The 26,059-nt window shown below is 70.0% G+C and carries 22 protein-coding genes and 2 tRNA genes; 14 read left to right on the forward strand and 10 right to left on the reverse strand.

Annotated features, from left to right (window positions below; translation table 11 throughout):
• Nucleotides 1-92 precede the first annotated feature (92 nt).
• On the forward strand, nt 93-1,532 hold the full coding sequence (locus tag NR112_RS06310) for a hypothetical protein (protein WP_256793137.1): 1,440 nt from the start codon (nt 93-95) through the stop codon (nt 1,530-1,532).
• Nucleotides 1,533-1,545: 13 nt separating this feature from the next.
• Here NR112_RS06310 and NR112_RS06315 read toward each other — a convergent pair whose 3' ends face one another.
• The 8 genes from NR112_RS06315 to rpmH all read right to left on the reverse strand — a co-directional run bounded on the left by NR112_RS06315 (nt 1,546) and on the right by rpmH (nt 8,475).
• Nucleotides 1,546-2,649, reverse strand: a complete 1,104-nt coding sequence (locus NR112_RS06315; RefSeq protein WP_256793138.1) for a ParB/RepB/Spo0J family partition protein — start codon at nt 2,647-2,649, stop codon at nt 1,546-1,548.
• 437 nt (nt 2,650-3,086) lie between these two features.
• Complete coding sequence (locus NR112_RS22430; protein WP_306216820.1) at nt 3,087-4,670, reverse strand: AAA family ATPase; 1,584 nt, start codon at nt 4,668-4,670, stop codon at nt 3,087-3,089.
• 160 nt (nt 4,671-4,830) lie between these two features.
• On the reverse strand, nt 4,831-5,622 hold the full coding sequence (gene rsmG / locus NR112_RS06325) for a 16S rRNA (guanine(527)-N(7))-methyltransferase RsmG (RefSeq protein WP_256793139.1): 792 nt from the start codon (nt 5,620-5,622) through the stop codon (nt 4,831-4,833).
• A gap of 67 nt (nt 5,623-5,689) precedes the next feature.
• Entirely contained in the window at nt 5,690-6,412 is a 723-nt protein-coding gene (locus tag NR112_RS06330) for a R3H domain-containing nucleic acid-binding protein (RefSeq protein WP_256793140.1), read from the reverse strand.
• 98 nt (nt 6,413-6,510) lie between these two features.
• Entirely contained in the window at nt 6,511-7,503 is a 993-nt protein-coding gene (gene yidC / locus NR112_RS06335; protein WP_256793141.1) for a membrane protein insertase YidC, read from the reverse strand.
• A gap of 94 nt (nt 7,504-7,597) precedes the next feature.
• Nucleotides 7,598-7,972 carry a membrane protein insertion efficiency factor YidD gene (gene yidD / locus NR112_RS06340; RefSeq protein ID WP_256793142.1) on the reverse strand — a complete coding sequence of 125 codons (375 nt, stop codon included), beginning with the start codon at nt 7,970-7,972 and terminating at the stop codon, nt 7,598-7,600.
• Nucleotides 7,969-8,319: a ribonuclease P protein component gene (gene rnpA / locus NR112_RS06345; RefSeq protein WP_256793143.1), complete on the reverse strand. Its 351-nt coding sequence runs from the start codon at nt 8,317-8,319 to the stop codon at nt 7,969-7,971. Before rnpA ends, yidD begins: the two co-directional genes overlap by 4 nt.
• Nucleotides 8,320-8,337: 18 nt before the next feature.
• Nucleotides 8,338-8,475: a 50S ribosomal protein L34 gene (gene rpmH / locus NR112_RS06350; protein WP_020141619.1), complete on the reverse strand. Its 138-nt coding sequence runs from the start codon at nt 8,473-8,475 to the stop codon at nt 8,338-8,340.
• 541 nt (nt 8,476-9,016) lie between these two features.
• Between rpmH and dnaA the strand changes: the two genes are divergently transcribed.
• Nucleotides 9,017-10,657: a chromosomal replication initiator protein DnaA gene (gene dnaA, locus NR112_RS06355; protein WP_256793144.1), complete on the forward strand. Its 1,641-nt coding sequence runs from the start codon at nt 9,017-9,019 to the stop codon at nt 10,655-10,657.
• Between the two features lie 58 nt (nt 10,658-10,715).
• On the opposite strand, the gene NR112_RS06360 is transcribed toward dnaA, so the two are convergent.
• Nucleotides 10,716-11,711, reverse strand: a complete 996-nt coding sequence (locus tag NR112_RS06360; RefSeq protein WP_256793145.1) for an NAD-dependent epimerase/dehydratase family protein — start codon at nt 11,709-11,711, stop codon at nt 10,716-10,718.
• A gap of 118 nt (nt 11,712-11,829) precedes the next feature.
• On the opposite strand from NR112_RS06360, the gene NR112_RS06365 reads away from it, so the two are divergent.
• The 5 genes from NR112_RS06365 (at nt 11,830) to NR112_RS06385 (ending at nt 17,583) form a co-directional block, all read left to right on the forward strand.
• The gene (locus NR112_RS06365) at nt 11,830-12,603 is read left to right on the forward strand and encodes a TetR/AcrR family transcriptional regulator (protein ID WP_256793146.1); all 774 of its coding nucleotides are present in this window, start codon (nt 11,830-11,832) and stop codon (nt 12,601-12,603) included.
• A 658-nt stretch (nt 12,604-13,261) separates the two neighbouring features.
• Complete coding sequence (gene dnaN / locus NR112_RS06370; protein WP_256793147.1) at nt 13,262-14,389, forward strand: DNA polymerase III subunit beta; 1,128 nt, start codon at nt 13,262-13,264, stop codon at nt 14,387-14,389.
• Between the two features lie 147 nt (nt 14,390-14,536).
• Complete coding sequence (gnd, locus tag NR112_RS06375; RefSeq protein ID WP_374511695.1) at nt 14,537-15,673, forward strand: phosphogluconate dehydrogenase (NAD(+)-dependent, decarboxylating); 1,137 nt, start codon at nt 14,537-14,539, stop codon at nt 15,671-15,673.
• A 19-nt stretch (nt 15,674-15,692) separates the two neighbouring features.
• Nucleotides 15,693-17,003 (forward strand): DNA replication/repair protein RecF, encoded by a 1,311-nt coding sequence (gene recF / locus NR112_RS06380; RefSeq protein WP_256793148.1) that lies wholly within the window; start codon nt 15,693-15,695, stop codon nt 17,001-17,003.
• Nucleotides 16,996-17,583 (forward strand): DUF721 domain-containing protein, encoded by a 588-nt coding sequence (locus NR112_RS06385; protein ID WP_256793149.1) that lies wholly within the window; start codon nt 16,996-16,998, stop codon nt 17,581-17,583. The genes recF and NR112_RS06385 overlap by 8 nt, the downstream gene beginning before the upstream one ends.
• On the opposite strand, the gene NR112_RS06390 is transcribed toward NR112_RS06385, so the two are convergent.
• Entirely contained in the window at nt 17,574-17,774 is a 201-nt protein-coding gene (locus tag NR112_RS06390; RefSeq protein WP_256793150.1) for a hypothetical protein, read from the reverse strand. The genes NR112_RS06385 and NR112_RS06390 overlap by 10 nt on opposite strands.
• A 60-nt stretch (nt 17,775-17,834) precedes the next feature.
• Between NR112_RS06390 and NR112_RS06395 the strand changes: the two genes are divergently transcribed.
• The 7 genes from NR112_RS06395 to NR112_RS06425 all read left to right on the forward strand — a co-directional run bounded on the left by NR112_RS06395 (nt 17,835) and on the right by NR112_RS06425 (nt 26,019).
• On the forward strand, nt 17,835-19,331 hold the full coding sequence (locus tag NR112_RS06395; protein WP_256793151.1) for a protealysin inhibitor emfourin: 1,497 nt from the start codon (nt 17,835-17,837) through the stop codon (nt 19,329-19,331).
• Between the two features lie 434 nt (nt 19,332-19,765).
• Nucleotides 19,766-21,979: a DNA topoisomerase (ATP-hydrolyzing) subunit B gene (gene gyrB / locus NR112_RS06400; protein WP_374511698.1), complete on the forward strand. Its 2,214-nt coding sequence runs from the start codon at nt 19,766-19,768 to the stop codon at nt 21,977-21,979.
• A gap of 181 nt (nt 21,980-22,160) precedes the next feature.
• Nucleotides 22,161-24,800 (forward strand): DNA gyrase subunit A, encoded by a 2,640-nt coding sequence (gyrA, locus tag NR112_RS06405; RefSeq protein ID WP_256793337.1) that lies wholly within the window; start codon nt 22,161-22,163, stop codon nt 24,798-24,800.
• Nucleotides 24,797-25,462, forward strand: coding sequence for a DUF3566 domain-containing protein (locus NR112_RS22850; RefSeq protein ID WP_256793152.1), 666 nt, complete (start codon nt 24,797-24,799; stop codon nt 25,460-25,462). Before gyrA ends, NR112_RS22850 begins: the two co-directional genes overlap by 4 nt.
• A gap of 177 nt (nt 25,463-25,639) precedes the next feature.
• Nucleotides 25,640-25,716, forward strand: a tRNA-Ile gene (locus NR112_RS06415).
• A 29-nt stretch (nt 25,717-25,745) separates the two neighbouring features.
• Nucleotides 25,746-25,925 (forward strand): DLW-39 family protein, encoded by a 180-nt coding sequence (locus NR112_RS06420; protein WP_056780483.1) that lies wholly within the window; start codon nt 25,746-25,748, stop codon nt 25,923-25,925.
• A gap of 18 nt (nt 25,926-25,943) precedes the next feature.
• Nucleotides 25,944-26,019, forward strand: a tRNA-Ala gene (locus NR112_RS06425).
• Nucleotides 26,020-26,059: the final 40 nt, after the last annotated feature.

Below are 26,059 nucleotides of genomic sequence, written 5' to 3' on the forward strand. Positions count from 1 at the left end.
GTGACCGTGCAGGTCCGGGGGTTACCGTGGTGCGAGAGCAGAGTCAGGGGCTGTCACCGTTGTGGCCGAGCCCACCACACCCAGGGGGCCGCATGACCAACACCGCCAGCGTCACGGCGGAGCCGGCGACGAGGGAGCGCTCGTCCGAGCGCCCCCGACGCGCGCTGCCCGACTGGCTCGTGGTCCTCGGCGCCCTGTGCCTCGCCCTGGTCGTCACCGGAGCGGTGCTGCAGGTGGCACACCCCTTCATCCGGCACGACGACTGGCCGTTCACCCTGGGTCGCCACGAGCCGGGGTCGGCGGCGCAGTTCAGCCGCAACCTCTACGAGGGTCGCTGGCTCAACACCGTCTACTGGTACGTCATCGGGCAGCGCACCTCGATCGTCGTGGCCTCCACGATCTTCGTCGTGGCGTACTCCGCCTTCGTGTGGGGACTCGTCCGCGCGCTCGCGCCGCCGACCCGCCTCTCGACGTTCCTGCTGACCTTCGCCCTCTTCGTGTCGGCGATCTGGATCCGCCTCATCTACTGGCCCGGCACGCTCTCGGCCTCGATGATCGTTGCTGCCACCGCCGTGTGGACGCTCCCCTGGGCCCGTAGACGTCGCTGGATGCTCGCGGTCTGGATGGCGGTCTTCGTCATCCTGTCGATCCTGTCCTACCCGCCGGTGGCCGCCCTCGTGTTCCTCACATTCGTCGTGACGGAGCTCGGTGCGTCCACGCGCCGCCTGCTCGTCGGTGCCGTCGGCTTCGTCGCGTCCTACGGCATCGGCGTCCTGACGGTGTACGCCTTCAACTGGCTCGCGTTCGGCACGTTCGGCGTGATCTTCTCGGCCTGGCGTCGGCCCAACCCGCTCAGGAGCCTCGACGACCTCTCGACCAACCTCGGGCGCTACAGCACCCAGTTCGCCTCCCTCCTGGGTCTTCTCGGATGGGCGGCCGTCATCGCGGTGGCCTGCCTCGTGTGGGCGCTCATCGACTCCACGACGCGCCGTGCGGCCGTCATCGTGCTCGGCGCGGTCGTCGTCGTCGTGGGACTCGAGGCGGGGCTCACCGTCTACTCCGGGGTGGTCACCGGCAGCAGGGCATCGCTCTGGGCCTGGCCCGCAGTGTGCCTGCCGGCAGCCTTGCTGCTCAAAGGAATTCGGCCGTCACGGATCGCGGGCCTCGTGGCGCTGGGGCTCATCGCCGTCGTCGGCGTCGTCTCGTGGCGCACCGACCTCAGGGAGCACCAGGTGACGCGTGACCAGTACGACGTCATCGTCAACGACACGGCGGCCCTCATGGGCCAGCACCCCGGCGACGCCGTCGTCATGTGGATGGAGCCGCGCTGGAAGGCGACACCCCAAGGCACGATGACCGCCGTCACGGTGCGGTCGATGCTCTACGACCAGCAGGGTCTCTACCCGCGGTGGTGCGCGCCGGCCGAGTGCGCGTCGATCGCCCAAGCGGTGCAGCAGGCTCCCCACGCCGACGTCCTGCGCGTCGACGGTCTCACCGTCGTGCGCATCCCCCGTCCGCCCGCTTGGCTCTGACGGGCTGCGTGCGTCAGTCGCGCGTCGGGGACGACATCCCCATGAGCCCGAGGATGCGGCGCAGGTCCTCCATCGAGGCGAACTCGACGGTGATCTTGCCCTTGCGCTGACCCAGGGCGATCGCGACCCGGGTCTCGAGGTGGTCCGAGAGCCCCGAGGTGAAGTCGTCGAGCTGCGGGTGCCGGCTCCCTGCGCGCGGACGGCGGGGCTTCGGGGCGTCGTTGCCCTCACCGAGCGCGACGAGCTCCTCGACATTGCGCACGGACAGGCCCTCGGCCACGATCCGCTGGGCCATCCGCTCCATCGCGGCACCGTCCGCCATGCCGAGCAGGGCGCGAGCGTGTCCGGCGCTCAGCACCCCGGCTGCCAGGCGGCGCTGGACGAGCGGTGGGAGCTTGAGCAGTCGCAGCGTGTTGGAGATCTGCGGGCGCGAGCGACCGATGCGCGTGGCGAGCTCCTCGTGGGAGCACCCGAAGTCGTCGAGCAGCTGCTGGTATGCGGCAGCCTCCTCGAGCGGGTTGAGCTGGCTGCGGTGCAGGTTCTCCAGCAGCGCGTCGCGCAGGAGGTCGTCGTCGCTCGTGTCCTTGATGATGGCCGGGATGACGCCCAGGTCCGCCGCCTGCGAGGCACGCCAGCGGCGCTCACCCATGATGAGCTCGAAGGTCTTGCCCTCGGCCTCGTCGAGCTGGTCCGCGGGGATGCGCCGCACGACGATGGGCTGGAGCACGCCGATCTCACGGATGGAGTGCACGAGCTCGCCCATGTGGTCCTCGTCGAAGACCGTGCGTGGCTGCTTGGGGTTCGGACGGATCGAGTCGATGTCGAGCTCGGCGAACTCGGCGCCCGGGACGACGGCGAGTCCGCTGCTCGTCGTCTCGGCCACCACGATCCCAGCGTCACTACTGGACGCCGACGTGCCCGCGGCGTCTTGGGTCGACCGCGTGGTCAGATCGGCGGCGCCGTCGGTGCCGGACGCGTCTGGCGCTTCGGCCGTGGTGGGCTCCGCCTGCTTCTGCTCGGTGAAGAAGACGTCCACGGGTCGACCGGTGCCTCCGCTCGGCGCGCTCGGGATGAGTGCCCCGAGGCCTCGACCCAGTGCTCGACGCTTCTCCGCCATTCGCCAACCCCTCGCCATCTCCGACGCGGCCATCGCGTCCGTCGGTCAGTCTAGGTGCACGCGACTCCGCCACCTGCGCAGGCTGCCTCATGTCGCGGCTCGGGTCGACACACCCGTGGTGACGTTCCACGTGAAACGACGCCGGACCGCCCCACGGCTTCCGATGTTTCACGTGGAACCGCGGGTCGGCACGACTGATCTGTCATCTCCGACGACCGTTGAAGGTCCGCACGTCGAACGCCTGAGCATGAACCGCTCCCGTCTCGTCAACGAGGAACTGTCTGCGCCGCCCTGCGGGAGTCACCGCCCACTCGCGTGGATCGACGTCATCGCTCCAGGTGCCCCGGCGGCGGCTGACGGCCCAGATGCGTTTCACGTGAAACGGGGCCGTCACCAGACGGTGACGACCCCGTTTCGGGACCCGCAGAGAGTCGGGATCAGGTGCGACCGGCCGCTCCACGGTCGGCGATCTCACCCGCCGCTTCGAGGTACGCGAGCGCACCACTGCTCGCCGGGTCATAGGTCATCACCGTCTCGCCGAAGCTCGGCGCCTCTGACACCCGGACCGAGCGGGGAACCGACGTCCGGAGCACCTCCGTGGGGAAGTGCTCGCGGACCTCGTCGGCGACCTGGGCCGACAGACGCGTCCGCCCGTCGTACATCGTCAGCAGGATCGTGGAGACGTGCAGCTCCGGGTTGAGGTGACGCTTCACGAGGTCGATGTTCTTGAGCAGCTGCGAGAGGCCCTCGAGGGCGTAGTACTCACACTGGATGGGGATGAAGACCTCGCTGGCCGCGACCATCGCGTTGACGGTGAGCAGGCCCAGGCTGGGCGGGCAGTCGATGAGGATGTAGTCGAACTCGTGCCCGGCCTCGGACGCGGCGGTGATCGCCTTCTGCAGGCGCGACTCGCGTGCCACCAAAGACACCAGCTCGATCTCGGCACCGGCGAGGTCGATCGTCGCCGGCGCGCAGTAGAGGTTCTCCACCGTGGTGCACCGCTGCACGACCTTGAGCAACGGGGTCCCGTCGACGAGCACGTCGTAGATCGAGGGGACCTCGGCGTGGTGGTCGATCCCCAGAGCCGTGCTGGCGTTGCCCTGCGGGTCGAGGTCGATGACGAGAGTCTTGAGCCCCGACTGCGCGAGAGCGGCCGCGACGTTGACCGTCGTCGTCGTCTTGCCGACGCCGCCCTTCTGGTTGGCGACGGTGAGTACCCGTGGACCCACGGGCTTGGGGAACGAACGGCCGGTCAGCTGGATGCGGCGACGTGCGTTCTCGGCGAGCTCCATCGCCAGTGGCGTGTCCTGGCCGGCGGTCGGGATGGCCGCTGCAAGGGCCTCACGATCGGCATGGTCGGCCCTGAGCTCTGAGGCCTGTCGGGCTTCGTCCACAGCGTTGTCCCCAGCCTCGTTGGATGTGATTTCCCGTTCAACAGAGGCATTTCGGGGTGAGTCGTCCACCGTGTTGTCCACAGGGGAAGTCAGCCCATCGCCCTCGGACACCTCACCCTCGGACACCTCGAACTCGGAGTGCTCGGGCCCGCTCAACGCGACCGGCAGCTCGTCGGGTGCCGCCCCTGCGGCGGTCTCCGTCACGTGGAGCGCACCGGAGGCCGCGGCCTCGCCGGCCCTCTGGTGCTCTGGCGTCGACGGCGCGTCGTCGGAGGTCGGGGCGTCGTGGCCGAGCTCGATGGGATCGGGCTGCGCGCCCGGTGCCTCGGTGTCCGAGGGCACGGGCTCGGACACGGACTCCGCCACGGCGAGGGCCGGCCGGACCTGGTGGTCAGCCGAGGAGCCGTCGTGTCGGGGCGACGCGTCGACCGTGTCCTCGTCGACGATGTCCTCGTAGGTCGCATTCTCCCCGAGCGTCGCTCCCACGGCGTCGGGTGGGGACGAGCCGTCTGCCGGAGGTGAGGTCTCGACGACCTCGCCGGTGCCGGACTGCGCCGCCTCGCCCGACGTCTCCCGGCCCGACTCTGCCTGCTGCCCCTCACTCGTTTCACGTGAAACGCCCAACATGCGCGCCAGCCAACCGAGACGTCGGTGCTCTGGTCCCGGCTCGGGGTCGCTCGGCCAGCCCAGGTTGGTCGACATCGTCACAGGGAGTGCACCTCCGGGGTTGAGGGACGGCCGGCGGGAGGATCCGCGGCGGTCATCCATCGAAATGGTCTGGACACGATCATGGCTGATGGCGCGGACGGCCGCCCGCTTCGGAGCCGGAGCGTCGCGAACCGCGCGGCCGGTCCGCCCGGCGACGGGCCGATCCGGCACTGGAGGGCTGGCGCGAGCGGAACCGGCGGCGATCCACGACCTCGCCGATGGTCGCCCGGAGCACGATGGTGGGCTCACCGAGCAGATCGCCACCGTACTCGTGGACCTCGGCGTCGACGACGCCCAGGCGGGTGAGGGCCGTGCGGCCCTCAGCCAGCTCGTCGACAGCACTGCTCCCCTTCAACGCGAGCAGACTGCCGCCCGACTCGAGCAGGGGAAGCGTCCATTCCGCGAGCTGGACGATGCGCGACACCGCCCGGGCCGTGACCCATGGGGCGTGCAGCCTGTCCCACATGGTCTCGGCCCGCGCCGTGTGCACCGTGACGTTCGTCAGACCGAGCTGGGCGACGGTGCCCGAGAGCCACCCCGTGCGCCGGGCGAGCGGCTCGACGAGGTGCAGGTCCAGATCGGGACGGGCAATGGCCAGCGCCAGCCCGGGCAGACCGGCACCCGACCCCACGTCGACGACCCGCTGCGTCTCTCCCGTCCGCGGGATCGCCTCGTGAACGACGCCGCAGTTGAGCAGGTGACGGTCCCAGAGCCGAGGTGTCTCACGAGGGCCGATCAGGCCGTGGCTGATCCCGGTATCAGCCAGGATCGCCACGAAGTGTTCGGCCAGCGCGAGCCGGTCGCCGAAGACCGCGGTTGCGACAGCGGGCGTCGGGGGCAGCTCCGCCGGGTCGAGAGCATCGTGGGTCACGCGCTCTCACTCCTCGTGGCTCTCGGATGCAGCGGTCGATTCCCGTTTCACGTGAAACGGGAGGTGGTCAGGCAGGAAGGATGACGATGTGGCGGTGCGGGTCGACGCCTTCGGACTCGGAGACGAGACCGGCGGCCGCGACCTCGTCGTGGACGACCTTGCGCTCGAAGGCCGTCATCGGCTCGAGCGCGCGCTTCGTCCCCGACTCCTGCACCTCGGCGATGGCGACCTTGGCCAGCTCGACGAGAGCCGAACGACGCTGCGCACGGTGACCGGCGATGTCGAGCATGAGGCGGCTCCGCTCACCGGTCTCGACCTGGACGGCCAGTCGGGTCAGCTCCTGCAGGGCCTCGAGCACCTTGCCGTCGGTCCCGACGAGCCGGCGCGGGACGCGGCCCTCGTCGGAGTCGACGATGGCGATGGCAGCCCGGTCGCCGTCGACGTCGACATCGATGTCCCCGTCGAGGTCGGCGATGTCGAGGAGGGTCTCGAGGAAGTCAGCAGCCACCTCGCCCTCGCGCTCGAGCATCCGGACGCGCGACTTCTTGTCGCCCTTGTCAGCCCTGTCGGCCTGGTTCCCCTGGTCATCGGCGTCGGCCTCGTCGGAGTCCGCGGCCGCGTCCGAGGACTGATCAGAGGCGTCGGCCTCCGCCACCTCGCCGCCCTCGGAAGCCTCGACCGCCAGGGCGGACTCGGGGATCTCCGTGACCTGGTCGGTGCTCTCGCCCGTGTCGGGCTCGACAGTCGCGTCCGTCGGCGTCTCGACGTCCGTGGCCTGGGTGTCGCTCATTGGAAACTCCTTCGTTCACCGGGGCCGCATCTGTGGACAACTCACGTCTCCGCAGGTCAGAGGCCCCAAGGCAGTGTGGACAAGTGTGTGGAAGAACCTCAGCGGCGGTTCTTGGTCGGCTGCGTGCGGGTGCGCTTCTTGCCCTTCGGCTGCTGGCGCTGGCCCGACCTGGGCGCGTCGTCGGGGACGGTCTCGGTCGGCTCGAGGCCCGGCACGGTCAGCTCCTGCATGTCCTTGCCCTTGCGCTTCATCCGCTCGCGACGGGCGCGCTCGGCCTCGGACCCGGGAGCCGGCATGTTGCGGATGACGTAGAACTGCTGGCCCATCGTCCAGAGGTTCGTCGTGAGCCAGTAGATCAGGACACCGATCGGGAAGTTGACGCCCGAGATCGCGAAGAAGAGCGGCATCAGGTAGAGCAGGACCTTCTGCTGCTTCGCGAACGGGTTGTCCAGCGCTGCTGCGGGCATGTTCTTGCGCATCAGCTGGTACTGGGTCGTGAACGTCGTGGCCGACATGAGGATGATGAGCACGGCCGTGAGGATCTTGACGTTGAGGGAGGCACCCGGCGTCAGGAAGGAGTCGGAGAGCTTGGCGCCGAAGATCGTCGAGCTCTCGATCTGTGCCGCCACCTCGCGGGTGATCGGACCGATCGCGTCGTGGCCGGGCACGCCCTCGGCCTGGGCCTTGAGGTTGTTGAGCAGCTGGAAGAGCGCGAAGAAGAAGGGGCTCTGGATGAGGATCGGCAGGCAGCTGCTGAACGGGTTGGTCCCGGTGCGCCGGTAGAGATCCATGATCTCGGCCTGCTGGGCCTTCTGGGACTCCGGGTCGCGCTTGCCCTTGTACTTCTTCTGGATCTTCTGCATCTCCGGCTGGATGAGCTGCATCCGTCGGGAGGAGTGGATCTGGCGCACGAAGAGCGGGATGAGCAGGAGGCGGACGACGACCGTGAGGCCGACGATCGACATGGCCCAGGCCCAACCGGCCAGGTCACCGTTGAGGCCGATCTTGTCGAAGAGCCAGTGCCAGCCGTACATGACCCAGGCTTCACCGAGCTTGATCGGATAGAGCAGGGTGTTGAAGAACTCGATCACGTGTTTCCTCTGTGGTCTGGTGGGCCGGCCGGTTCAGCTCGGGCTCGAGGTGTCTGGGCCACTCACCACTGATCGGCAACCATATGCCGGTTGGTCAGGTCGTGGGTTCGCGGTGGGTGACCGCGTATGGGACTGCGTGTGGGGCGTGCTCGTCGTGCTCGTGGTCGTGCTCGTCCTCGGCGCTTCCGGCCGGGCGGAAGTCCTCCGGCCGCACGTCGTTGCGCGTGGCCCACGTCTGGGGAACGGGATCGACCCCGCCGGGGTTCCACGGGTTGCAGCGGCCGAGCCTGCGGATGGCGAGCCAACCCCCACGAACCGGTCCGAACCGCGTCAGCGCGGTGACGGCATACGCCGAGCAGCTGGGGTAGAAGCGGCAGCTGGGGCCGGTGAGCGGGGAGACGAAGCGCTGGTAGAAGCGGACCGCGAGCACCAGGGGTGCTGCGAGCACCTGGTTGACCGTGGGGCTCATGGCCGGCACGCCTTCTCGAGCTGACGTCGGACGGCGAGGTCGAGCTCGTCCCACGACGCCTGCGCCGCCGCCGGGTTGGCGCGCACGACGAGGTCGAGACCAGCCGGTATGCCGGTCAACCGGGTCGCGACGCTGGAGCGCAGCCGGCGCTTGGTCCGGTTGCGCACGACGGCGTTGCCGACGGCCTTGGACACAACAAAACCGACGCGCGGCGGAAGTTCCGCACGCGCATCGGTCCGGTTGGCATGCACGACGATGAGTCGCCCGCCTGCTCTGCTGGCGCCGGGCCCGCGAACTGCCGTCGTGAAGTCCGTCCGCTCACGCAGTCGGTGACGTGCCGGCAGCACGCCGCGGCCTCCGGCTGCTCAGGCCGAGAGCTCGGCGCGGCCCTTGCTGCGGCGGCGGGCGAGGATGGCGCGGCCGGCGCGGGTGCGCATGCGCAGGCGGAAGCCGTGCGTCTTGGCGCGGCGACGGTTGTTCGGCTGGAAGGTGCGCTTGCTCACGAGGTTCTCCGTAGGTTGCAGGGGCCCGTCCGACGTCACGACGACGTCGGCCCGGCTCCCGTTGTGGGGCTGTCGGTGGCCGATGCGACCGCAATCGGCAAGCCCGTGGAGGCCGAGGGGATCCGGCTGGGCCGGGCTCGGGGCCATGGGCATGCGAAAGAGGTCGCAGACACGCTCGGTCAACGATACGGGAGCCGTCGAGAGGGGGTCAAACCGACGGAGCCGCTCCGGGGGCGCGGGCCAAAACCCACGATCCTCGAAGGTCCTACGGCGATTGCAAGCCGACACGCCGTCCAGCCGGAGATCTGTGGGCGACTCGATTGTCACCGGCGAGCCTGCGGCTGTAGGTTTTCGACTCTCACGATCCTCGCCACCCCATGCACAGGCTGTGGACAAACGTGTGGACAACAGGGCATCGTTCACCAGGACACGGACGGACCCCGCAGGTCCGACCCCGGCGGACTCGAGCCCGTGCTCGAGACGCTCAGAGCCGGGATCGCAACAGGTGCAACGGAATTGACTCAGGGGCAGGTGGGATCAGGTGGCCGAGACAGGCGTTGATTACGCGCAGATCTGGCAGCAGACGCTCGGCACCCTCGACTCGGTGGGCCTGTCGAACCAGGAGCGCGCCTTCGTCCGGCTGTGCCGACTCGTCGGCGTGCTCGACCAGACGGCCCTGGTGCGCGCACCCAACACCTTCACCAAGGACTTCCTCGAGCAGCGGGTCCGTGAGCAGATCCACGAGGCCCTCGCGAGCCAGCTCGGCCACCCGGTCCAGCTCGCCGTGTCGGTCGACGAAAGCCTCGAGCCCGACCTCGGCATGATCGCCGACGAGCCGAGCGGACAGGTCCACGACGGCTCACGCAGCGGTCAGGGCCCCGGCGCGGTCGGGGGCGGCTCCGGCTCGGCGACCGGCAACGGCTCCGGGGGCATCGGTGGCCACCAGAACGGCGGGTACGGCCAGGCCGCTCACAACCCGCTGCGCGACCTGGCCGAGAGCGCACCCGCGCTCAACGGCGCCGACCTCGACGAGCCGCGCCCGCCCGCGTACGAGGCGCAGACGCAGATGGAGCTCCGCCCCGACCCGCTGAGCGGTGGCGAGAGCGGGCCGCTGCGCCTGCAGCAACGGCCCGAGCCCAGCTCACCGGGCGACACACGGCTCAACCCGAAGTACACCTTCGACACGTTCGTCATCGGCGCGAGCAACCGCTTCGCCCATGCGGCAGCGGTCGCGGTCGCCGAGGCCCCGGCCAAGGCGTACAACCCGCTCTTCGTCTACGGCGAGTCCGGTCTGGGCAAGACCCACCTGCTGCACGCGATCGGCCACTACGCCCGCACGATGTTCCCGAACGTCCGCGTGCGCTACGTGAACTCCGAGGAGTTCACCAACGACTTCATCAACAGCATCCGCGACGACAAGGCGAGCGCGTTCCAGAACCGCTACCGCAGCGTCGACGTGCTCCTCATCGACGACATCCAGTTCCTCCAGGGCAAGCTGCAGACGCAGGAGGAGTTCTTCCACACCTTCAACACGCTGCACAACGCGAACAAGCAGATCGTCATCACCAGTGACCTGCCACCGCGTGAGCTGTCCGGCTTCGAGGACCGGATGCGCACGCGCTTCGAGTCGGGCCTGCTCACCGACGTCCAGCCGCCCGACCTCGAGACCCGCATCGCGATCCTGCGCAAGAAGGCGATCCAGGACCGGATGAAGGTGCCGGACGACGTCCTCGAGTACATCGCGACGAACTTCAGCACGAACATCCGCGAGCTCGAGGGCGCGCTCATCCGCGTCACGGCGTTCAGCAACCTCAACCGGCAGGCGGTCGACCTGCCTCTCGCGGTCATCGTGCTCAAGGACGTCCTGCCCAACGAGACGCCCAACCAGGTGACCGCCGCGACGATCATGGCGGTGACGGCCGCCTACTACGCCGTGACCCTCGAGGACCTCTGCGGCTCGAGCCGTTCGCGCCAGCTCGTGACGGCCCGGCAGATCGCGATGTACCTGTGCCGCGAGATGACCGACCTCAGCCTGCCCAAGATCGGCCAGCACTTCGGCGGCCGCGACCACACGACGGTGATGCACGCCGACCGCAAGATCCGCGAGCTCATGGGTGAGCGCCGCGCCATCTACAACCAGGTCACCGAGCTGACCAACCGGATCCGCCAGCAGTCGCACTGACGTCCGGCCGGGCCCGCTGACCCGGCCCGATGGCGTATGCCGTCGGGCCGCGCCGACGTCAGGCCGCGGCTCCCGCGTGCGCCGGCTTCGCAGCCTTCGCGGCGCGGCGGGCGGCGACGGTCGTCGCGAGCGCCTCGTCCCACGGGGTCGGTGCGAGCCCGAACGTGCGCTGGGTGAGCTCGGAGTCGAGGACGAACGGCCGCTCGAACTGGTGGCGGGTCTCGCGCAGCTCGCGCATGAAGGGGACGACCGCACCGGCCGCGGTGCCGAGTGGCCGGGGCAGCACGCGTACCCGCCGCTGCTTGACGCCGGCGATGCGCGCGACGTCGCCGCCGGCCTCGTCGAACGTGCGGGCGGGCGCGGTCGGCACGTGCCAGGCCCGGCCCCAGCCGTCGTCGCCGGCCGCGACCCTGGCTGCGAGCCGGCCGACGTCGGGGACGTAGGTCCACGAGTGCGGCGCGTCGGCGCGGCCGGCCGGCACGAAGGGCGGTCGGCCGGCGAGCAGCGCGTCGATGACCACGTCGCCCAGGTAGCTGGTCCGCGGCGTCGTACCCGGTCCGAAGTAGTCGCTGGAGCGGAGCTCGGTGACGCGCAGGCGCCCCGCCTCGTGGCGGGCCAGCGCCTCGGTCCACATGTCGGCACGGATGCGGCCCTTGTGACCGCAGGGCCGCATCGGGTCGTCCTCGTGCATGGGCGCCTCGACCTCGCCGTAGCCGTAGAGGTTGCCGATGATGACGAGGCCGGCTCCGGACTCCTCGGCGGCGGCCAGGGTGGCCGCGGCGATCGGCGGCCAGTCGGTGTCCCAGGTCATGTAGCTGGGCGGGTTCACGGCATTGACGATGCTCGCGGCACCGCGCGCCAGGGCCGTCAGCGCGGACGCGTCGCCGGCGTCGACGGCGACGACCTCGACCGCGTCGGGGTGGGCGTCCTGCCAGGGTAGTTCGTCGACCCGTCCCGAACGGGACGCGAGGGTCACGGTGTGACCGAGCGCGACGAGTGCGACGGTCGTCGAGCGACCGACGCCGCCGGCGCCGAGGACGAGGTGGTGGCTCATGGTGTGCTCCTTCGAGAATGTGGTGTGAGCACTGCTCACGTTTCGATGGTGGCAGTGGTCGGCCAGAAAAGCAAGAGCACCGCTCACATTGTTCCGTGACCTGTGGCAGGCTCGGTGCATGGACCCGCTCGACGTCGCACCCGCGGACACACGCACGCACGCACCTGACGACGCGCCCACAGCACGGCTGGGCAAGCGCGCCCGTCACCGGCTCACCGTCGAGGCCGAGATCCTCCGCGTGGCTCGCGAGCACCTGGCCACTGACGGTGCGGCCGCACTCAGCCTGCGCGCCGTCGCCCGCGACCTCGGCATGGTCTCCTCCGGGATCTACCGCTACGTCGAGAGTCGCGACGAGCTGCTCACCCGCCTCATCGTCGACTCGTACTGGTCACTCGCCGCCGCCGTCCGCAGCAGCCACGACACCGTCCCGCACGACGACCTCGAGGCACGATGGGACGCGGTCGGCCGCGCACTACGAGCGTGGGCGCTCGACCGGCCGCACGACTTCGCGCTCATCTACGGCTCCCCGGTCCCGGACTACGAGGCCCCGTCCGAGCGCACCGAGGAACCGGGCACCGCCGTCCTCGTCCTTCTCGTCGCCCTGCTCGACGACGTCCGGGCAGCGGGCCGGCTCGCCGACCCCGAGGGGCTGGGTTTGGTGTCGGCGCGCGCCGAGACCGGTGTCGGCGCGCTGCTCGACGCACCGATGTTCGCCGCGACACAGCTGGACGCCGTCGACCTGACCCAGGGTCTGGCTGCCTGGACCCTGTTGCTCGGCGCCGTGACGAGCGAGATCTTCGCCCAGCTCGGGCCGGTTCCGGACGGCGAGGCCCTCTTCGAGTGTCTGCTCGCGGCGTCGCGACGGTGCGTCATCGCGCCGGTCGGTGACTAGTCGGCCCCTGGGAGGACGGCTGCACCCGGCCGGGCACACGGCACACGTCCACATCCGTCCACAGGTTTGTCCACACCTGTGTGCACAGCGTGACCTCCCCGTGACCCGGGGCCTACAGACGCAACGGGCCCGACGACCGCCAGAGTTGTCCACCGCCTGTGGACAACTCTGTGGAAGTAGCGGTCCCCGATGGTGCACAGGTGACTAGTCCGCAACCAGTCCAAATCGGACATATTCCGACCGCTCTTCCACACGTCTCTGTGGAAACGTGTGGACGACGAGCGCAAAGCTGCGGACAACCCATGGGCTGCCTGTGAGGACGATGTGCAGGGCCGAGATCTGTCCACAGGGCCGGGCCGCCGCGTCCGGCGCGACCCCACACGCCGTGCACAGCCCCATCGGCGGCCTGACCTGCACCGACGCGGGTTGTCCACAGCATCCACAGCACCTATGACTATGACGAGATCCCAGTCATAGAGGGGAGCCCCGACAACGGGAGTCAGGCCGGACGCCCCGGGCCGGCTCGGGGGTCCACGGACCCGACGGGGAATCGTGTGATTTCGCCGCGTCGGCGATTCGGGGAGTGTCTGTGGTGCCAGTCACCGGCAGGCACTAGTGTCTGAGCCCCAATGTCCTTACCTGTCGAAGTGAGTGCACCGTGAAGTTTCGGGTTGAGCGAGACGTCCTGGCCGAGGCCGTGACCTGGGTGGCCCGCGGGCTCCCGGCGCGCCCGCCGGTTCCCGTGCTCGCTGGCGTGCTCGTCGACGCGAACGAGGACGGCACACTGACCCTGTCCGCCTTCGACTACGAGGTGTCCGCGCGCATCACCGTGCCGGCAGACGTCGCCGAGGCGGGCCAGGTGCTGGTGCTCGGGCGCCTGCTCGCCGACATCTCGCGCAACCTGCCCAACAAGCCGATCGACGTCAGCACCGACGGCAGCAAGGTCAACGTCGCCTGCGGCTCGTCGCGCTTCGCGCTCCGAGAGATGCCGGTCGCCGACTACCCGACTCTGCCGCTCTCGCCCGAGACGAGCGGCACCATCGCCGGAGATGTCTTCACCCAGGCGGTGGCCCAGGTCTCGATCGCCGCCGACAAGGGCGACACCCTGCCGATTCTCACGGGCGTGCGGATGGAGATCGCCGGCGACAAGGTGACCCTCCTCGCAACCGACCGCTACCGCCTCGCGATGCGCGAGCTGTCGTGGAGCCCCTCGGCCACCGACGCGAGCCACGTCGCGCTCATCCCGGCTCGCCAGCTCTCCGACACGGCACGCGCCCTCGGTGCCTCCGGCTCCGTCGAGCTCGCGCTCGGCCAGGGCGGCGACGGGCTCATCGGCTTCGAGGCCGGCCAGCGTCGCGCGACGACGCGCCTGCTCGACGGCGAGTACCCCAAGGTCACCTCCATCTTCCCGACGTCGGTCGACACCGAGGCGGTCATCGAGACAGCGGCGCTGGAGGAGGCCGTCAAGCGTGTCGCCCTCGTCGCCGAGCGCAACACCCCGGTACTGCTGAAGTTCACCGACGGCCAGGTCGCCATCGAGGCCGGCACCGGCGACGATGCCCAGGCCTCCGAGGCCGTCGAGGCGACGCTCAACGGCCCCGAGATCCAGATCGCCTTCAACCCGCAGTTCCTCCTCGACGGCCTGCACGCGGTCGGCACCGCTTGGAGCCGGCTCTCGTTCACCCAGCCGAGCCGCCCGGCCGTGCTGACGGGCCAGGCGGAGGCCGACTCCGAGCCCGACACCAGCTACCGCTACGTCCTCATGCCGGTCCGCTTCGCCAGCTGACACCGACCTCCCGACCGCGCTCGCGGCTCCCTCGGGCACCCGGTGCCGTATGCCGCCGGGCAGGCGTAGCCTCGAACCGCGCCACCCGCTCCGCCCGCTCCGTCCCCGCACGCTTCCCGCAGACTCCCCCGCAGAAAGGCTCGCGACATGCAGCTCGGTCTCATCGGTCTCGGCAAGATGGGCGGCAACATGCGCGAGCGCTTGCGTCGCGCGGGCCACGAGGTCATCGGCTTCGACCGCAACCCCGACCTCGCCGACGTGCGCACGCTGCCTGCTCTCGTCAAGGCTCTCGAGGCCCCGCGCGTCGTCTGGGTCATGGTGCCGGCCGGCGACCCGACCCGTGAGACCGTCGCCAAGCTCGCCGATCTGCTCGAGCCGGGCGACCTCGTCATCGACGGCGGCAACTCGCGCTTCACCGACGACTTCGAGAACGCCAAGCTGCTCGGCGAGAAGAAGATCGGATACGTCGACTGCGGCGTCAGCGGCGGCATCTGGGGCCTCGAGAACGGCTACGGCCTCATGTGTGGCGGTGACAAGAAGTGGGTCACCCGGGCGATGCCGATCTTCGACGCGCTTCGGCCGGAGGGCCCGCGCGAGGAGGGCTTCGTCCACGCCGGCAAGGTCGGCGCCGGGCACTACACGAAGATGGTCCACAACGGCATCGAGTACGGCCTCATGGCCGCCTATGCCGAGGGCTACGAGCTGCTCGAGAAGAAGGACATCGTCACCGACGTCCCCGGGGCGTTCAAAGCGTGGAGCCGCGGCACCGTCGTGCGGTCCTGGCTGCTCGACCTCATGGTCGACGCCCTCGAGGAGAACCCCCACCTCGACGACGTGTCCGACTACACCAACGACTCCGGCGAGGGGCGCTGGACCGTCGAGGAGGCCATCGCCCTCTCCGTGCCGATGCCGGTCATCTCGGCCTCGCTCTTCGCCCGCTTCGCCTCACGCCAGTCGAGCTCGCCGACGATGCAGGCCGTCGCGGCGCTGCGCGGCCAGTTCGGCGGCCACCAGGTCATGACGATCGCCGAGGGCGAGAAGCTGCGCCAGGGCGATGTGCCGGCGGCCCCGGCCAAGAAGGCCGCGGCGAAGAAGGGCGCGTCGCGTCGCTCCGCGACGAAGCAGGCGAGCAAGCGCGCGTCTGCGACGGCGTCGCAGGCCAACGTCGGCGCCGCGAAGAAGGCCGCCTCCTCGGGTCGGGCGTCGGCGACGACGGCCACCGACATGGCCGACTCCGCGCGCGGCCAGAAGCGCGCCGCCAAGAAGACCGCCAAGAAGGCCTGAGCAGAGCGCCGCACCCTCCTTGCACGTCCGTCACCTGACCCTCAAGGACTTCCGCAGCTACCCGAGCGCCGAGCTCGCGCTGACGCCGGGGGTCACCACGCTCGTGGGTCTCAACGGCCAGGGCAAGACGAACCTCGTCGAGGCGGTCGGCTACCTCGCCACGCTCGGGTCGCACCGCGTGGCGACCGACCAGCCGCTCGTGCGGTTCGGCGCCGCCCAGGCGATCGTGCGTGGAGCCATCGTCCGCGACGACCGCGAGACGATGGTCGAGCTCGAGATCACGCCGGGTCGCGCCAACCGCGCCCGCCTCGGGCGCGCCCCCGTCGCTCGTCCGCGCGACGTGCTCGGCACGGTGCGCACCGTGCTCTTCGCGCCCGAGGACCTCGCCCTCGTCAAGGGCGACCCGTCGGAGCGGCGGCGCTTCCTCGACGAGCTGCTCGTGCAGCGACAGCCACGGTGGTCGGGGGTCCGATCCGACTACGACAAGGTCCTCAAGCAGCGCAACGCCCTCCTCAAGTCGGCGGCGCCGGTGCTCCGCAAGGGCGCCCGCCGCCCGCCGCGGCCGCCACGCGACGGCGACCAGCCGCTCGACGAGGCGCGCGAGGCGGCACTGCACACCCTCGACGTGTGGAACGACCACCTCGCCTCGGTCGGGGCCCAGCTGCTCTACGCGCGTCTGCGGCTGCTGCGCGACCTCGTGCCCGACCTCTCCGACTGCTACGACGCGGTGAGCGCGGCCTCGTCGAACGCCCGCGCCACCTACAAGAGCTCGCTGCACGAGGACCTCGCCAAGCGGCTCGCGGCGGGTGAGGTCCCCGCGATCGAGGAGCTGCGGATCGGGATGCTCGAGACCCTCGTCCAGGTGCGCTCCAGCGAGATCGAACGAGGCATCTCCCTCGTCGGACCGCACCGTGACGACCTCGTGCTCTCGCTCGGCGAGCTGCCCGCGAAGGGGTACGCCAGCCACGGCGAGTCCTGGAGCTTCGCCCTGGGACTCAAGCTCGCGGCATACCGCCTCCTGCGGCGCGACCTGGGCGACGACCCGGTGCTCGTGCTCGATGACGTCTTCGCCGAGCTCGACTCCGGACGCCGCGATCGGCTCGCGGCGCTCGTCGCCGACTGCGAGCAGGTGCTCATCACCGCCGCCGTCGGGGCTGACGTTCCCGACGTGCTCCGCGAGAACGGCACCACGTATGCCGTCGTGCTCGGTCAGGTGCAGGCCGCCGTGTCCCCGGAGGCGTCCGTGAGCGAGCCACTGCAGCTGGTTCCGGCGGAGGCCGCCGGAACCGAGTCGGGCGAGGAGCGGGCGATGGAGCGGGACGATGAGTGACGACGCGTCCGCAGACGCCTCACCCGAGTCAGCGGTCGGTCCTGTCGAGGACGCTCCCGCGCCGACGGACGAGGACACCCGGATCGCCGATGCGGCGGCCGCGGCCCTGGCGCGGGCTCGGGCCGGCGCGGCCGAGAAGGGTCTGCGGCCGGGGATGAAGCCGAAGAGGCGACGCCGTCCGGTCGGCGACGCGCCGGTGCTGTCCGGCTCGGCCCGCGACGGGCGCGACCCGGCCCTGCTCGGTGACCAGCTCGACCGGCTGCTGCTCGACCGCGGCTGGAAGGTCGACGTCGCGGTCGGCTCGGTCATGGGCCGCTGGCCCGAGATCGTGGGGCCCAACATCGCCGGGCACGTCGAGCCGCTCACCTTCGTCGACGGAATCCTCACCGTGCGTGCCGACTCGACGGCCTGGGCCACGCAGATGCGCCTGCTCGCGTCGTCGCTGCTCGCCCGGATCGACGAGGAGATCGGGGCCGGCGCGGTCAGCGAGCTCAAGGTCGTCGGCCCGAGCGCGCCGTCGTGGAACCGCGGCGCCCGTCGCTCCCCCGACTCGCGCGGACCGCGCGACACCTACGGCTGACCGGCCTCACGGACGGGTCCGGAGACGATGGTCCCCCGCGTGACCGAGCCATGGGCACGCGACAGGTCGACGGAGTCGAGGCGTCCGTCCGGTCCGGGGTCGACACCGGCTGCGAGGAGCTGGGCCCGCACGTCCTCGGGCAGCGACTCCCACGCGTCGTACCCGCGCCCGCCGACGTTGATCGTGATCACGCTGCGAACTGTAGGGCGGCTCGGAGGGCGGTTGTCGGTGTTCCAACGCAGACTGTCGTCATGACCTCGATGCAGCCAATGCCGCAGCCAACGACGCAGATCTCGACGCCGCCCCGGACGTCGCACTGCACGATCGTCCCGCCCTACATGCTCGAGGCGATGGCGGCCAGCGACGAGCCGGTCCTGGCTGCACACGCGCGCGAGGCACTGCGCCACGACGCGGAGCTGCGTTCCTCGCGGCACACGCCGACGGCTCGCCCGACGACCCGCCGGGTCCCGCGCCGCGAGGACGTCACGTCGCCGACGGCCCATGGCACGGGACCGCACCGCACCATCGCCGACGCCCAAGGCACCCAGACGACCCCGGGCACCACGGTGCGCACCGAGGGCGCGGCCGCGAGCGGTGACGTGGCGGTCAACGAGGCCTACGACGGACTCGGCGCGACGTGGGAGCTGTGGTCGACGGCATACGACCGCGACTCGCTCGACGGCAAGGGGATGCCGCTGCTCGCCACGGTCCACTACGGCCGCAACTACGACAACGCCTTCTGGGACGGCTCGCAGATGGTGTTCGGCGACGGCGACGGGGTCGTCTTCGAGCGGTTCACCCGGAGCCTCGACGTCATCGGGCACGAGCTCGCGCACGGCGTCACCGAGCACACGGCCGGTCTGCTCTACCAGGGCCAGTCGGGCGCGCTCAACGAGTCGATCTCCGACGTGTTCGGCGTCCTCGTCAAGCAGAAGGCCCTCGGGCAGAGCGCTGCGCAGGCCGACTGGCTCGTCGGCGCCGACCTGCTCAACCCCTCGGTCCACGGTCGCGCCCTGCGCGACATGCGCAACCCCGGCACGGCCTACGACGACCCGCGGCTGGGCACGGACCCGCAGCCGGCGGACATGGCGCACTACGTCGACACGCAGGACGACAACGGCGGCGTCCACATCAACTCCGGCATCCCCAACCGTGCTTTCGTGCTCGCGGCCGACGCCATCGGCGGCAACGCGTGGGAGGGCCCGGGCGCGATCTGGTACGCCGTGGTGTCGGGTGACGGGATCAAGGCGGACTGCGACTTCGCGACGTTCGCCGGCCTCACGGTGGCGGCTGCGGGGAGCGCCCACGGCGAGGGCTCGGCCGAGCAGACCGCGGTGCGCTCGGCATGGGAACAGGTCGGCGTGCTCAGCGCTGGTGCGGACGCACCCCCGGGTGGCCCGACCGGCGGCACAGGCGCACCGGCACCCACTCCGTCGACCGGCGGCTCGTCCTCGATCCCCGGCACGGACGCCCAGGTGCTGCTGCGCCGCACAGGCGGCTTCGCCGGGCAGGTCCGCGAGCGGCGGCTCGCGCTCGGCGAGCTGCCCGAGCGCGACGCCAAGGACTGGCAGCACCTGCTGGCCGCGCCGACCCTCCAGCGCATCGCCGCCTCCACCGAGCGCACCCATCCCGACGCCTACATCTACTCCGTCCTGTGCGACGAGGCCGGCTGCGACGTGACGCTCCAGGAGCCGCACCTGCCCGAGGCGATCCACTCCCTCTTCGAGCGCACCCTCGCCGACGACTGATCCGTCGGCACGCCCGGGCCCGGCTGTCGGGTGGGGGGCAAGCCCACCCAGGTCGTCTGCCGGGAGGTCGGCTTCCACGAGGACCCGACCTCCCGGCATACCCCGGTGCAGGCGCAGCTGGTGCCCGGCTCGGGTGCCGGCACGGCCCGGTCGGCCTGTGGACAACGGCTCTCGGGCCGGTCCGGAGTGAGGAGAATGGGTGTCGGCGGCAGGCCCAGGGTCGCCGCCGGCGATCCGGCGGGTGAGGGTGCCTGAGGGGCGCTGGGGCCCCGGGGCGTGATCCTCCCCTCGGATCCACGGGTTCTCGGGCCGGAAAGTGGCCGTTTCGCGCGTCTGACGGCACGGTTTGGGGTCCCGGACCGTTAGACTGGCGAGGTTGCGGCTCGACGTCCACGTCGGGCCGCCCGCATGAGGTCTGACCACCGAGGAGAGCCGTGTCCGACGCCGACGAGCCGATCACCACCAGCACCACCCCCAGTTCCACCGGATCCGACTCCGTGGCATCACCCGACACAGCGACTCCCGACGCAGACGCCACCCTCGTGGTCCCGGCGCCACCGGCGGTCCCGGCCGACGTCCGGCCCAACGGCGTCGACTACGACGCGAGCGCGATCACCGTCCTCGAGGGTCTCGAGGCCGTGCGCAAGCGCCCCGGCATGTACATCGGCTCGACCGGCCCCCGCGGTCTGCACCACCTCGTCTACGAGATCGTCGACAACGCCGTGGACGAGTCGCTGGCCGGCTACGCCGACACCATCGACGTCACCTTGCTGGCCGACGGTGGGGTGCGGGTCAAGGACAACGGCCGCGGCATCCCCACCGACATCCACCCGGTCGAGAAGATCAGCGCCGTCGAGCTCGTGCTGACCCAGCTGCACGCCGGCGGCAAGTTCGGTGGCGGTGGCTACAAAGTCTCCGGTGGCCTGCACGGCGTCGGCAGCTCCGTCGTCAACGCCCTGTCGACCCGCCTCAAGGCCGCGGTCCGCCAGAAGGGCCACGTCTTCCGGATGAGCTTCAGCGACGGCGTGCCCGACGGGCCCCTCGAGAAGCAGGAGGCCACCGACGAGACCGGCACGACGATCACCTTCTGGGCCAACGCCGACATCTTCGAGACGGTCGACTACGACTTCGAGACGATCCGGGCCCGGATGCAGCAGATGGCCTTCCTCAACAAGGGCCTGACGATCAACCTCGTCGACGAGCGCATCGAGCAGCCCGCGGGCGAGCGTGACGTCGACCTCGACGACCTCGACGAGGACCTCGAGGTCGTCGAGGAGTCGACCGAGGACGACGAGCCCCAGGACGCGGCGGCCGACGCCGGCGCGGAGAAGAAGAAGGTCACGGCGAAGCGGGTCAGCTACCGCTACGACAACGGCCTCGTCGACTACGTCAACCACATCAACGGCAGCAAGCGCAGCGAGCCGGTGCACCCCGAGGTCATCTCGATCGAGGTCGAGGACGAGGCCCGCTCGCTGAGCCTCGAGCTCGCCATGCAGTGGACCAACGCCTACAGCGAGTCGGTGCACACCTACGCCAACGCGATCAACACCCACGAGGGCGGCACCCACGAGGAGGGCTTCCGCGCGGCGATGACCAAGCTCGTCAACGACTTCGCGCGCCGCCAGAACCTCCTCAAGGAGAAGGACGAGAACCTCACCGGCGACGACGTCCGCGAGGGCCTCACGGCCGTCATCTCGGTCAAGCTCGCCGAGCCGCAGTTCGAGGGCCAGACGAAGACCAAGCTCGGCAACTCCGAGGTCAAGGGCTTCGTCCAGCGCGCCATGACCGAGGAGTTCGGCCACTGGCTCGGCGCCCACCCCAACGAGGGCAAGGACATCGTCCGCAAGTCGGTGCAGGCCGCGGCCGCCCGCATGGCGGCCCGCAAGGCGCGCGAGGCCACGCGTCGCAAGGGCCTGCTCGAGTCGGGCGGACTGCCGGGCAAGCTCAAGGACTGCCAGAGCAAGGACCCGAGCATCTCCGAGGTCTTCATCGTCGAGGGCGACAGCGCCGGCGGCTCGGCCACCCAGGCTCGCAACCCGCACACCCAGGCGATCCTCCCGATCCGCGGCAAGATCCTCAACGTCGAGAAGGCGCGCATCGACAAGATCCTCGCCAACAACGAGGTCCAGGCGCTCATCTCCGCCTTCGGCACCGGCATCGGCGAGGACTTCGACATCGAGAAGGCCCGCTATCACAAGATCGTGCTGATGGCCGACGCGGACGTCGACGGCATGCACATCCGCACGCTGCTGCTGACGCTGCTCTTCCGCTTCATGCGCCCGCTCATCGAGGCCGGCTACGTCTACCTCGCACAGCCGCCGCTCTACCGCCTGCGCTGGAGCAACGCGCCGCACCAGTTCGCCTACAGCGACCGGGAGCGTGACGGACTCCAGCAGATCGGTGAGGGCAAGGGCTGGCGCCTGCCGAAGGACAACCCGGTCCAGCGCTACAAGGGTCTCGGCGAGATGAACTACGCCGAGCTCGGCGAGACGACGATGGACGTCGAGAAGCGCACGCTCCTGCAGGTGACCCTCGACGACGCTGCCAAGTCCGACGAGGTCTTCGCCGTGCTCATGGGTGAGGACGTCGAGTCCCGCCGCAGCTTCATCCAGAAGAACGCGCGCGATGTGCGGTTCCTCGACATCTGACTGTTGCTGTATGCCGTTCCGACGTTCCACGTGAAACGTCGCCACCCGGCAGCTTCTCCCCTACTGCACTGAATCTGACTGAGAGACAAAGGGATCTGACGTGAGCGACGACCTGCCTCCCATCGACGGAGACGACGTCAACGAAACGCCCGACCAGGACGACAGCGCCGGTGACGAGGGCATCGACCTCGGTACGGCGCCCGTCGAGCGCGACGGCGACGAGACCGATCGCACCGAGGCCGTCGACCTCAACAACGAGATGCAGCGCAGCTACATCGAGTACGCCATGTCGGTCATCGTCAGCCGCGCGCTGCCCGACGTACGCGACGGCCTCAAGCCGGTGCACCGCCGCATCGTCTACGCGATGTACGACGGCGGCTACCGCCCCGACCGCGGCTTCAACAAGTGTGCGCGCGTCGTCGGCGACGTCATGGGCCACTACCACCCGCACGGCGACTCGGCGATCTACGACGCCCTCGTGCGCCTCGTCCAGGACTGGTCGCTGCGCTACCCCCTCGTCGACGGCCAGGGCAACTTCGGCTCCCGTGGCAACGATGGTGCCGCCGCCCCGCGATACACCGAGTGCCGGATGGCCCCCATCGCGATGGAGATGGTCCGGGACATCGAGCAGGACACCGTCGACTTCGTCCCGAACTACGACGGCAAGACGATGCAACCGTCCGTGCTGCCGAGCCGCTTTCCCAACTTGCTCGTCAACGGCTCGGCCGGCATCGCGGTCGGTATGGCCACGCAGATCCCACCGCACAACCTCCGCGAGGTCGCTGCGGGCGCCGAGTACTACCTGAGGCACCCCGACATCGGCCGGGAGGAGCTGCTCGAGGCCCTGCTCGGCATCATCAAGGGCCCTGACTTCCCGACCGGCGCGCTGATCATGGGACACCGCGGCATCGAGGACGCCTACCGCACGGGCCGTGGCTCGATCATCATGCGCGCCATCGTCAACGTCGAGGAGGTCGGCAACCGCCAGGCCCTCGTCGTGACCGAGCTGCCCTACCAGGTCAACCCGGACATGCTCGCGCTCAAGATCGCCGATCTCGTCAAGGACGGCAAGATCTCCGGCATCTCCGACATCCAGGACCACACCTCTGGTCGCACCGGCCAGCGACTCGTCATCGTGCTCAAGCGCGATGCCGTCGCCAAGGTCGTGCTCAACAACCTCTACAAGCACACCCAGCTGCAGACGACGTTCGGCGCCAACATGCTCGCCCTCGTCGACGAGGTGCCGCGCACCCTCCCGCTGGACGGCTTCATCCGGCACTGGGTCGACCACCAGGTCGAGGTCATCGTCCGCCGCACGACCTTCCGTCTGCGCAAGGCCGAGGCCGACATCCACCTGCTGCGTGGCTACCTCAAGGCCCTCGACATGCTCGACGAGGTCATCGCCCTCATCCGCGCCTCGCGCACCGTCGAGGTCGCCCGCGACGGCCTCATCGAGCTGCTCGGCATCGACGAGCTGCAGGCCGGCGCGATCCTCAACATGCAGCTGCGTCGCCTCGCCGCCCTCGAGCGCGAGAAGATCCAGCAGGACCACGACGCGCTGCAGCAGATGATCGACGAGTACCGCGCCATCCTCGACTCGCCGCAGCGCCAGCGCGACATCGTCTCGGAGGAGCTGCAGGCGATCGTCGACAAGTACGGCGACGACCGGCGCACCGAGATCGTCCCGTTCGACGGCGACATGTCGATGGAGGACCTCATCCCCGAGGAGGACGTCGTCGTCACGATCACCCGCGGCGGCTACGCCAAGCGCACGCGCGTCGACCAGTACCGCTCGCAGAAGCGCGGCGGCAAGGGTGTCCGTGGTGCCTCGCTGCGTGGCGAGGACGTCGTCGAGCACTTCTTCACGACGACGACCCACCACTGGCTGCTCTTCTTCACCAACCTCGGCCGGGTCTACCGCGCCAAGGCGTACGAGCTGCCGGAGGGCTCGCGCGACAGCAAGGGCCAGCACGTGGCCAACCTGCTCGCCTTCCAGCCCGGTGAGCAGATCGCCCAGGTGCTCGCGGTCCGTGACTACGCCAAGGCCGACTACCTCGTCCTCGCCACTCGCGCGGGCCTCGTCAAGAAGACGCGCCTGGCCGACTACGACTCCAACCGCTCCGGCGGCCTCATCGCGGTCAACCTCCGCGAGGGCGACGAGCTCGTCGGCGCCGGCCTCGCCTCGAACCGCGACGACCTGCTGCTCGTGTCGCGCAAGGGCCAGTCGGTGCGCTTCACCGCGACCGACGAGGCATTGCGCCCGATGGGTCGGTCGACCTCGGGCGTCACGGGCATGAAGTTCCGCGACGGCGACGACCTGCTCGCCATGTCGGTCGTCGAGGAGGGCGAGAGCCCCGACGTGTTCGTCGTCTTCGAGAACGGCCTCGCCAAGCGCACGCCGGTGTCGGAGTACCGCCTCCAGGGGCGTGGCGGCCTGGGCATCAAGGTCGCCAAGCTCTCCGACAAGGGCGGCGACCTCGTCGGCGCCCTCACGGTCATCGACACCGACGAGGTGATGGTCGTCATGGAGAAGGGCAAGATCGTGCGCTCTCGCGTCGACGAGGTGCGCCACACCGGGCGCTCGTCACAGGGCGTGAAGTTCGCAACTCCGGACAAGGGCGACTCGATCGTGGCCGTGGCCCGCAACGCCGAGTCCGCCATCGTCGTCGACGAGGTCGAGGACGGCGACGGTGCTGACGGCGACGCGACGTCCGCTCCGGGAGCGCCCGCTACGGTTCCCGGCCCCGATGGCGTACCGTCGGACCAGACGTCGGGTGACGAGGCGAGCTCGTCGGAGACCGACAACGGAGGTGACGAGTGAGCGCGACCAGCCCTGAGGGCTCCGTGAGTGGACCCGGCACGTCGGCTCGCCGAGGCAGTGGCCCCGGCTTCACCGACGACCAGGCCCAGAACGGCTCCTACTACGCCGCCTCCGGTTCAAGCGCGTCGTCCGGCAGCACGTCGGGCGCCTCGAGCGCGGACCCGGCCACCGCGCTCTCGCGGGGTGCGGTCACCAACCGCACCGCCCCGACGCAGCGGGTCGGTTCCGGTCAGTCCGGCGCAGCGTCGTCGACCGCTGCCGGTGCGCGCACCGCGACCGCACACCGCAAGGCAAAGGGCCCGCGCCGCGTCCGCCTCGCCGTCGCACGCGTCGACCCGTGGTCGGTCATGAAGATGAGCTTCCTGCTCTCCGTCGCGCTCGGCATCGCCGGCGTCATCCTCACGGCCGTCCTGTGGATGATCCTGTCGACGATGAACGTCTTCTCCGACGTCGAGGGCGTCCTCCAGTCGCTGCAGACCACGACGTCGGACCCGTTCTCGATCAAGGACTACGTCGGCTTCGGCCGCGTCGTGTCGCTCTCGATCGTCATCGGCGTCATCGACGTCATCCTCATGACAGCGATCGCGACCGTCATGGCCTTCCTCTACAACATCTGCTCGGCCCTCGTCGGCGGCGTGCAGCTGACGCTCACCGACGACTGAGACCGCCCCGGCGGTCCTCGCCGGGCGTCACGGACGCGGCCACACGGCATACGCAGACGGCCCCCACCCTCACGGGCGGGGGCCGTTTTGGATGAGGCGAGGTGCATCGGGTAACGTTTCCCCTCGCGTCCGGTCGTCATCTCTGACGGTGCGGATCGGCCGCGCGAAGGTGACGATGGGCCTATAGCTCAGACGGTTAGAGCGCTTCCCTGATAAGGAAGAGGTCGGAGGTTCAAGTCCTCCTAGGCCCACCATCACCGCCACCACGGAGAGGATCCCTCGCATGCTGAAGCGTCTCGCCCTCGTCGGTGCAGCCGTCGCCGGCGTCGTCTTCCTTCGCAAGAAGGCGAAGCAGCAGCAGGCCGAGCAGGACCTGTGGACCCAGGCCACCGACGACGTGCAGGCGCCCGTCGCACCGGCCACCGCCCCCACGGCGACCGACGAGGCCGACACCTCGGCCTGAGGCCGCTCTCCCCCACTCGGGGCCATGGCGCAATTGGTAGCGCACCTGCTTTGCAAGCAGGGGGTTAGGGGTTCGAGTCCCCTTGGCTCCACCAGCAACGACCTCGTCCCAGCGGACGAGGTCGTTCGTGCGTC

Origin of the sequence: Terrabacter sp. Ter38 (genome assembly GCF_024519435.1) — a bacterium.
Taxonomy (GTDB): domain Bacteria; phylum Actinomycetota; class Actinomycetes; order Actinomycetales; family Dermatophilaceae; genus Terrabacter.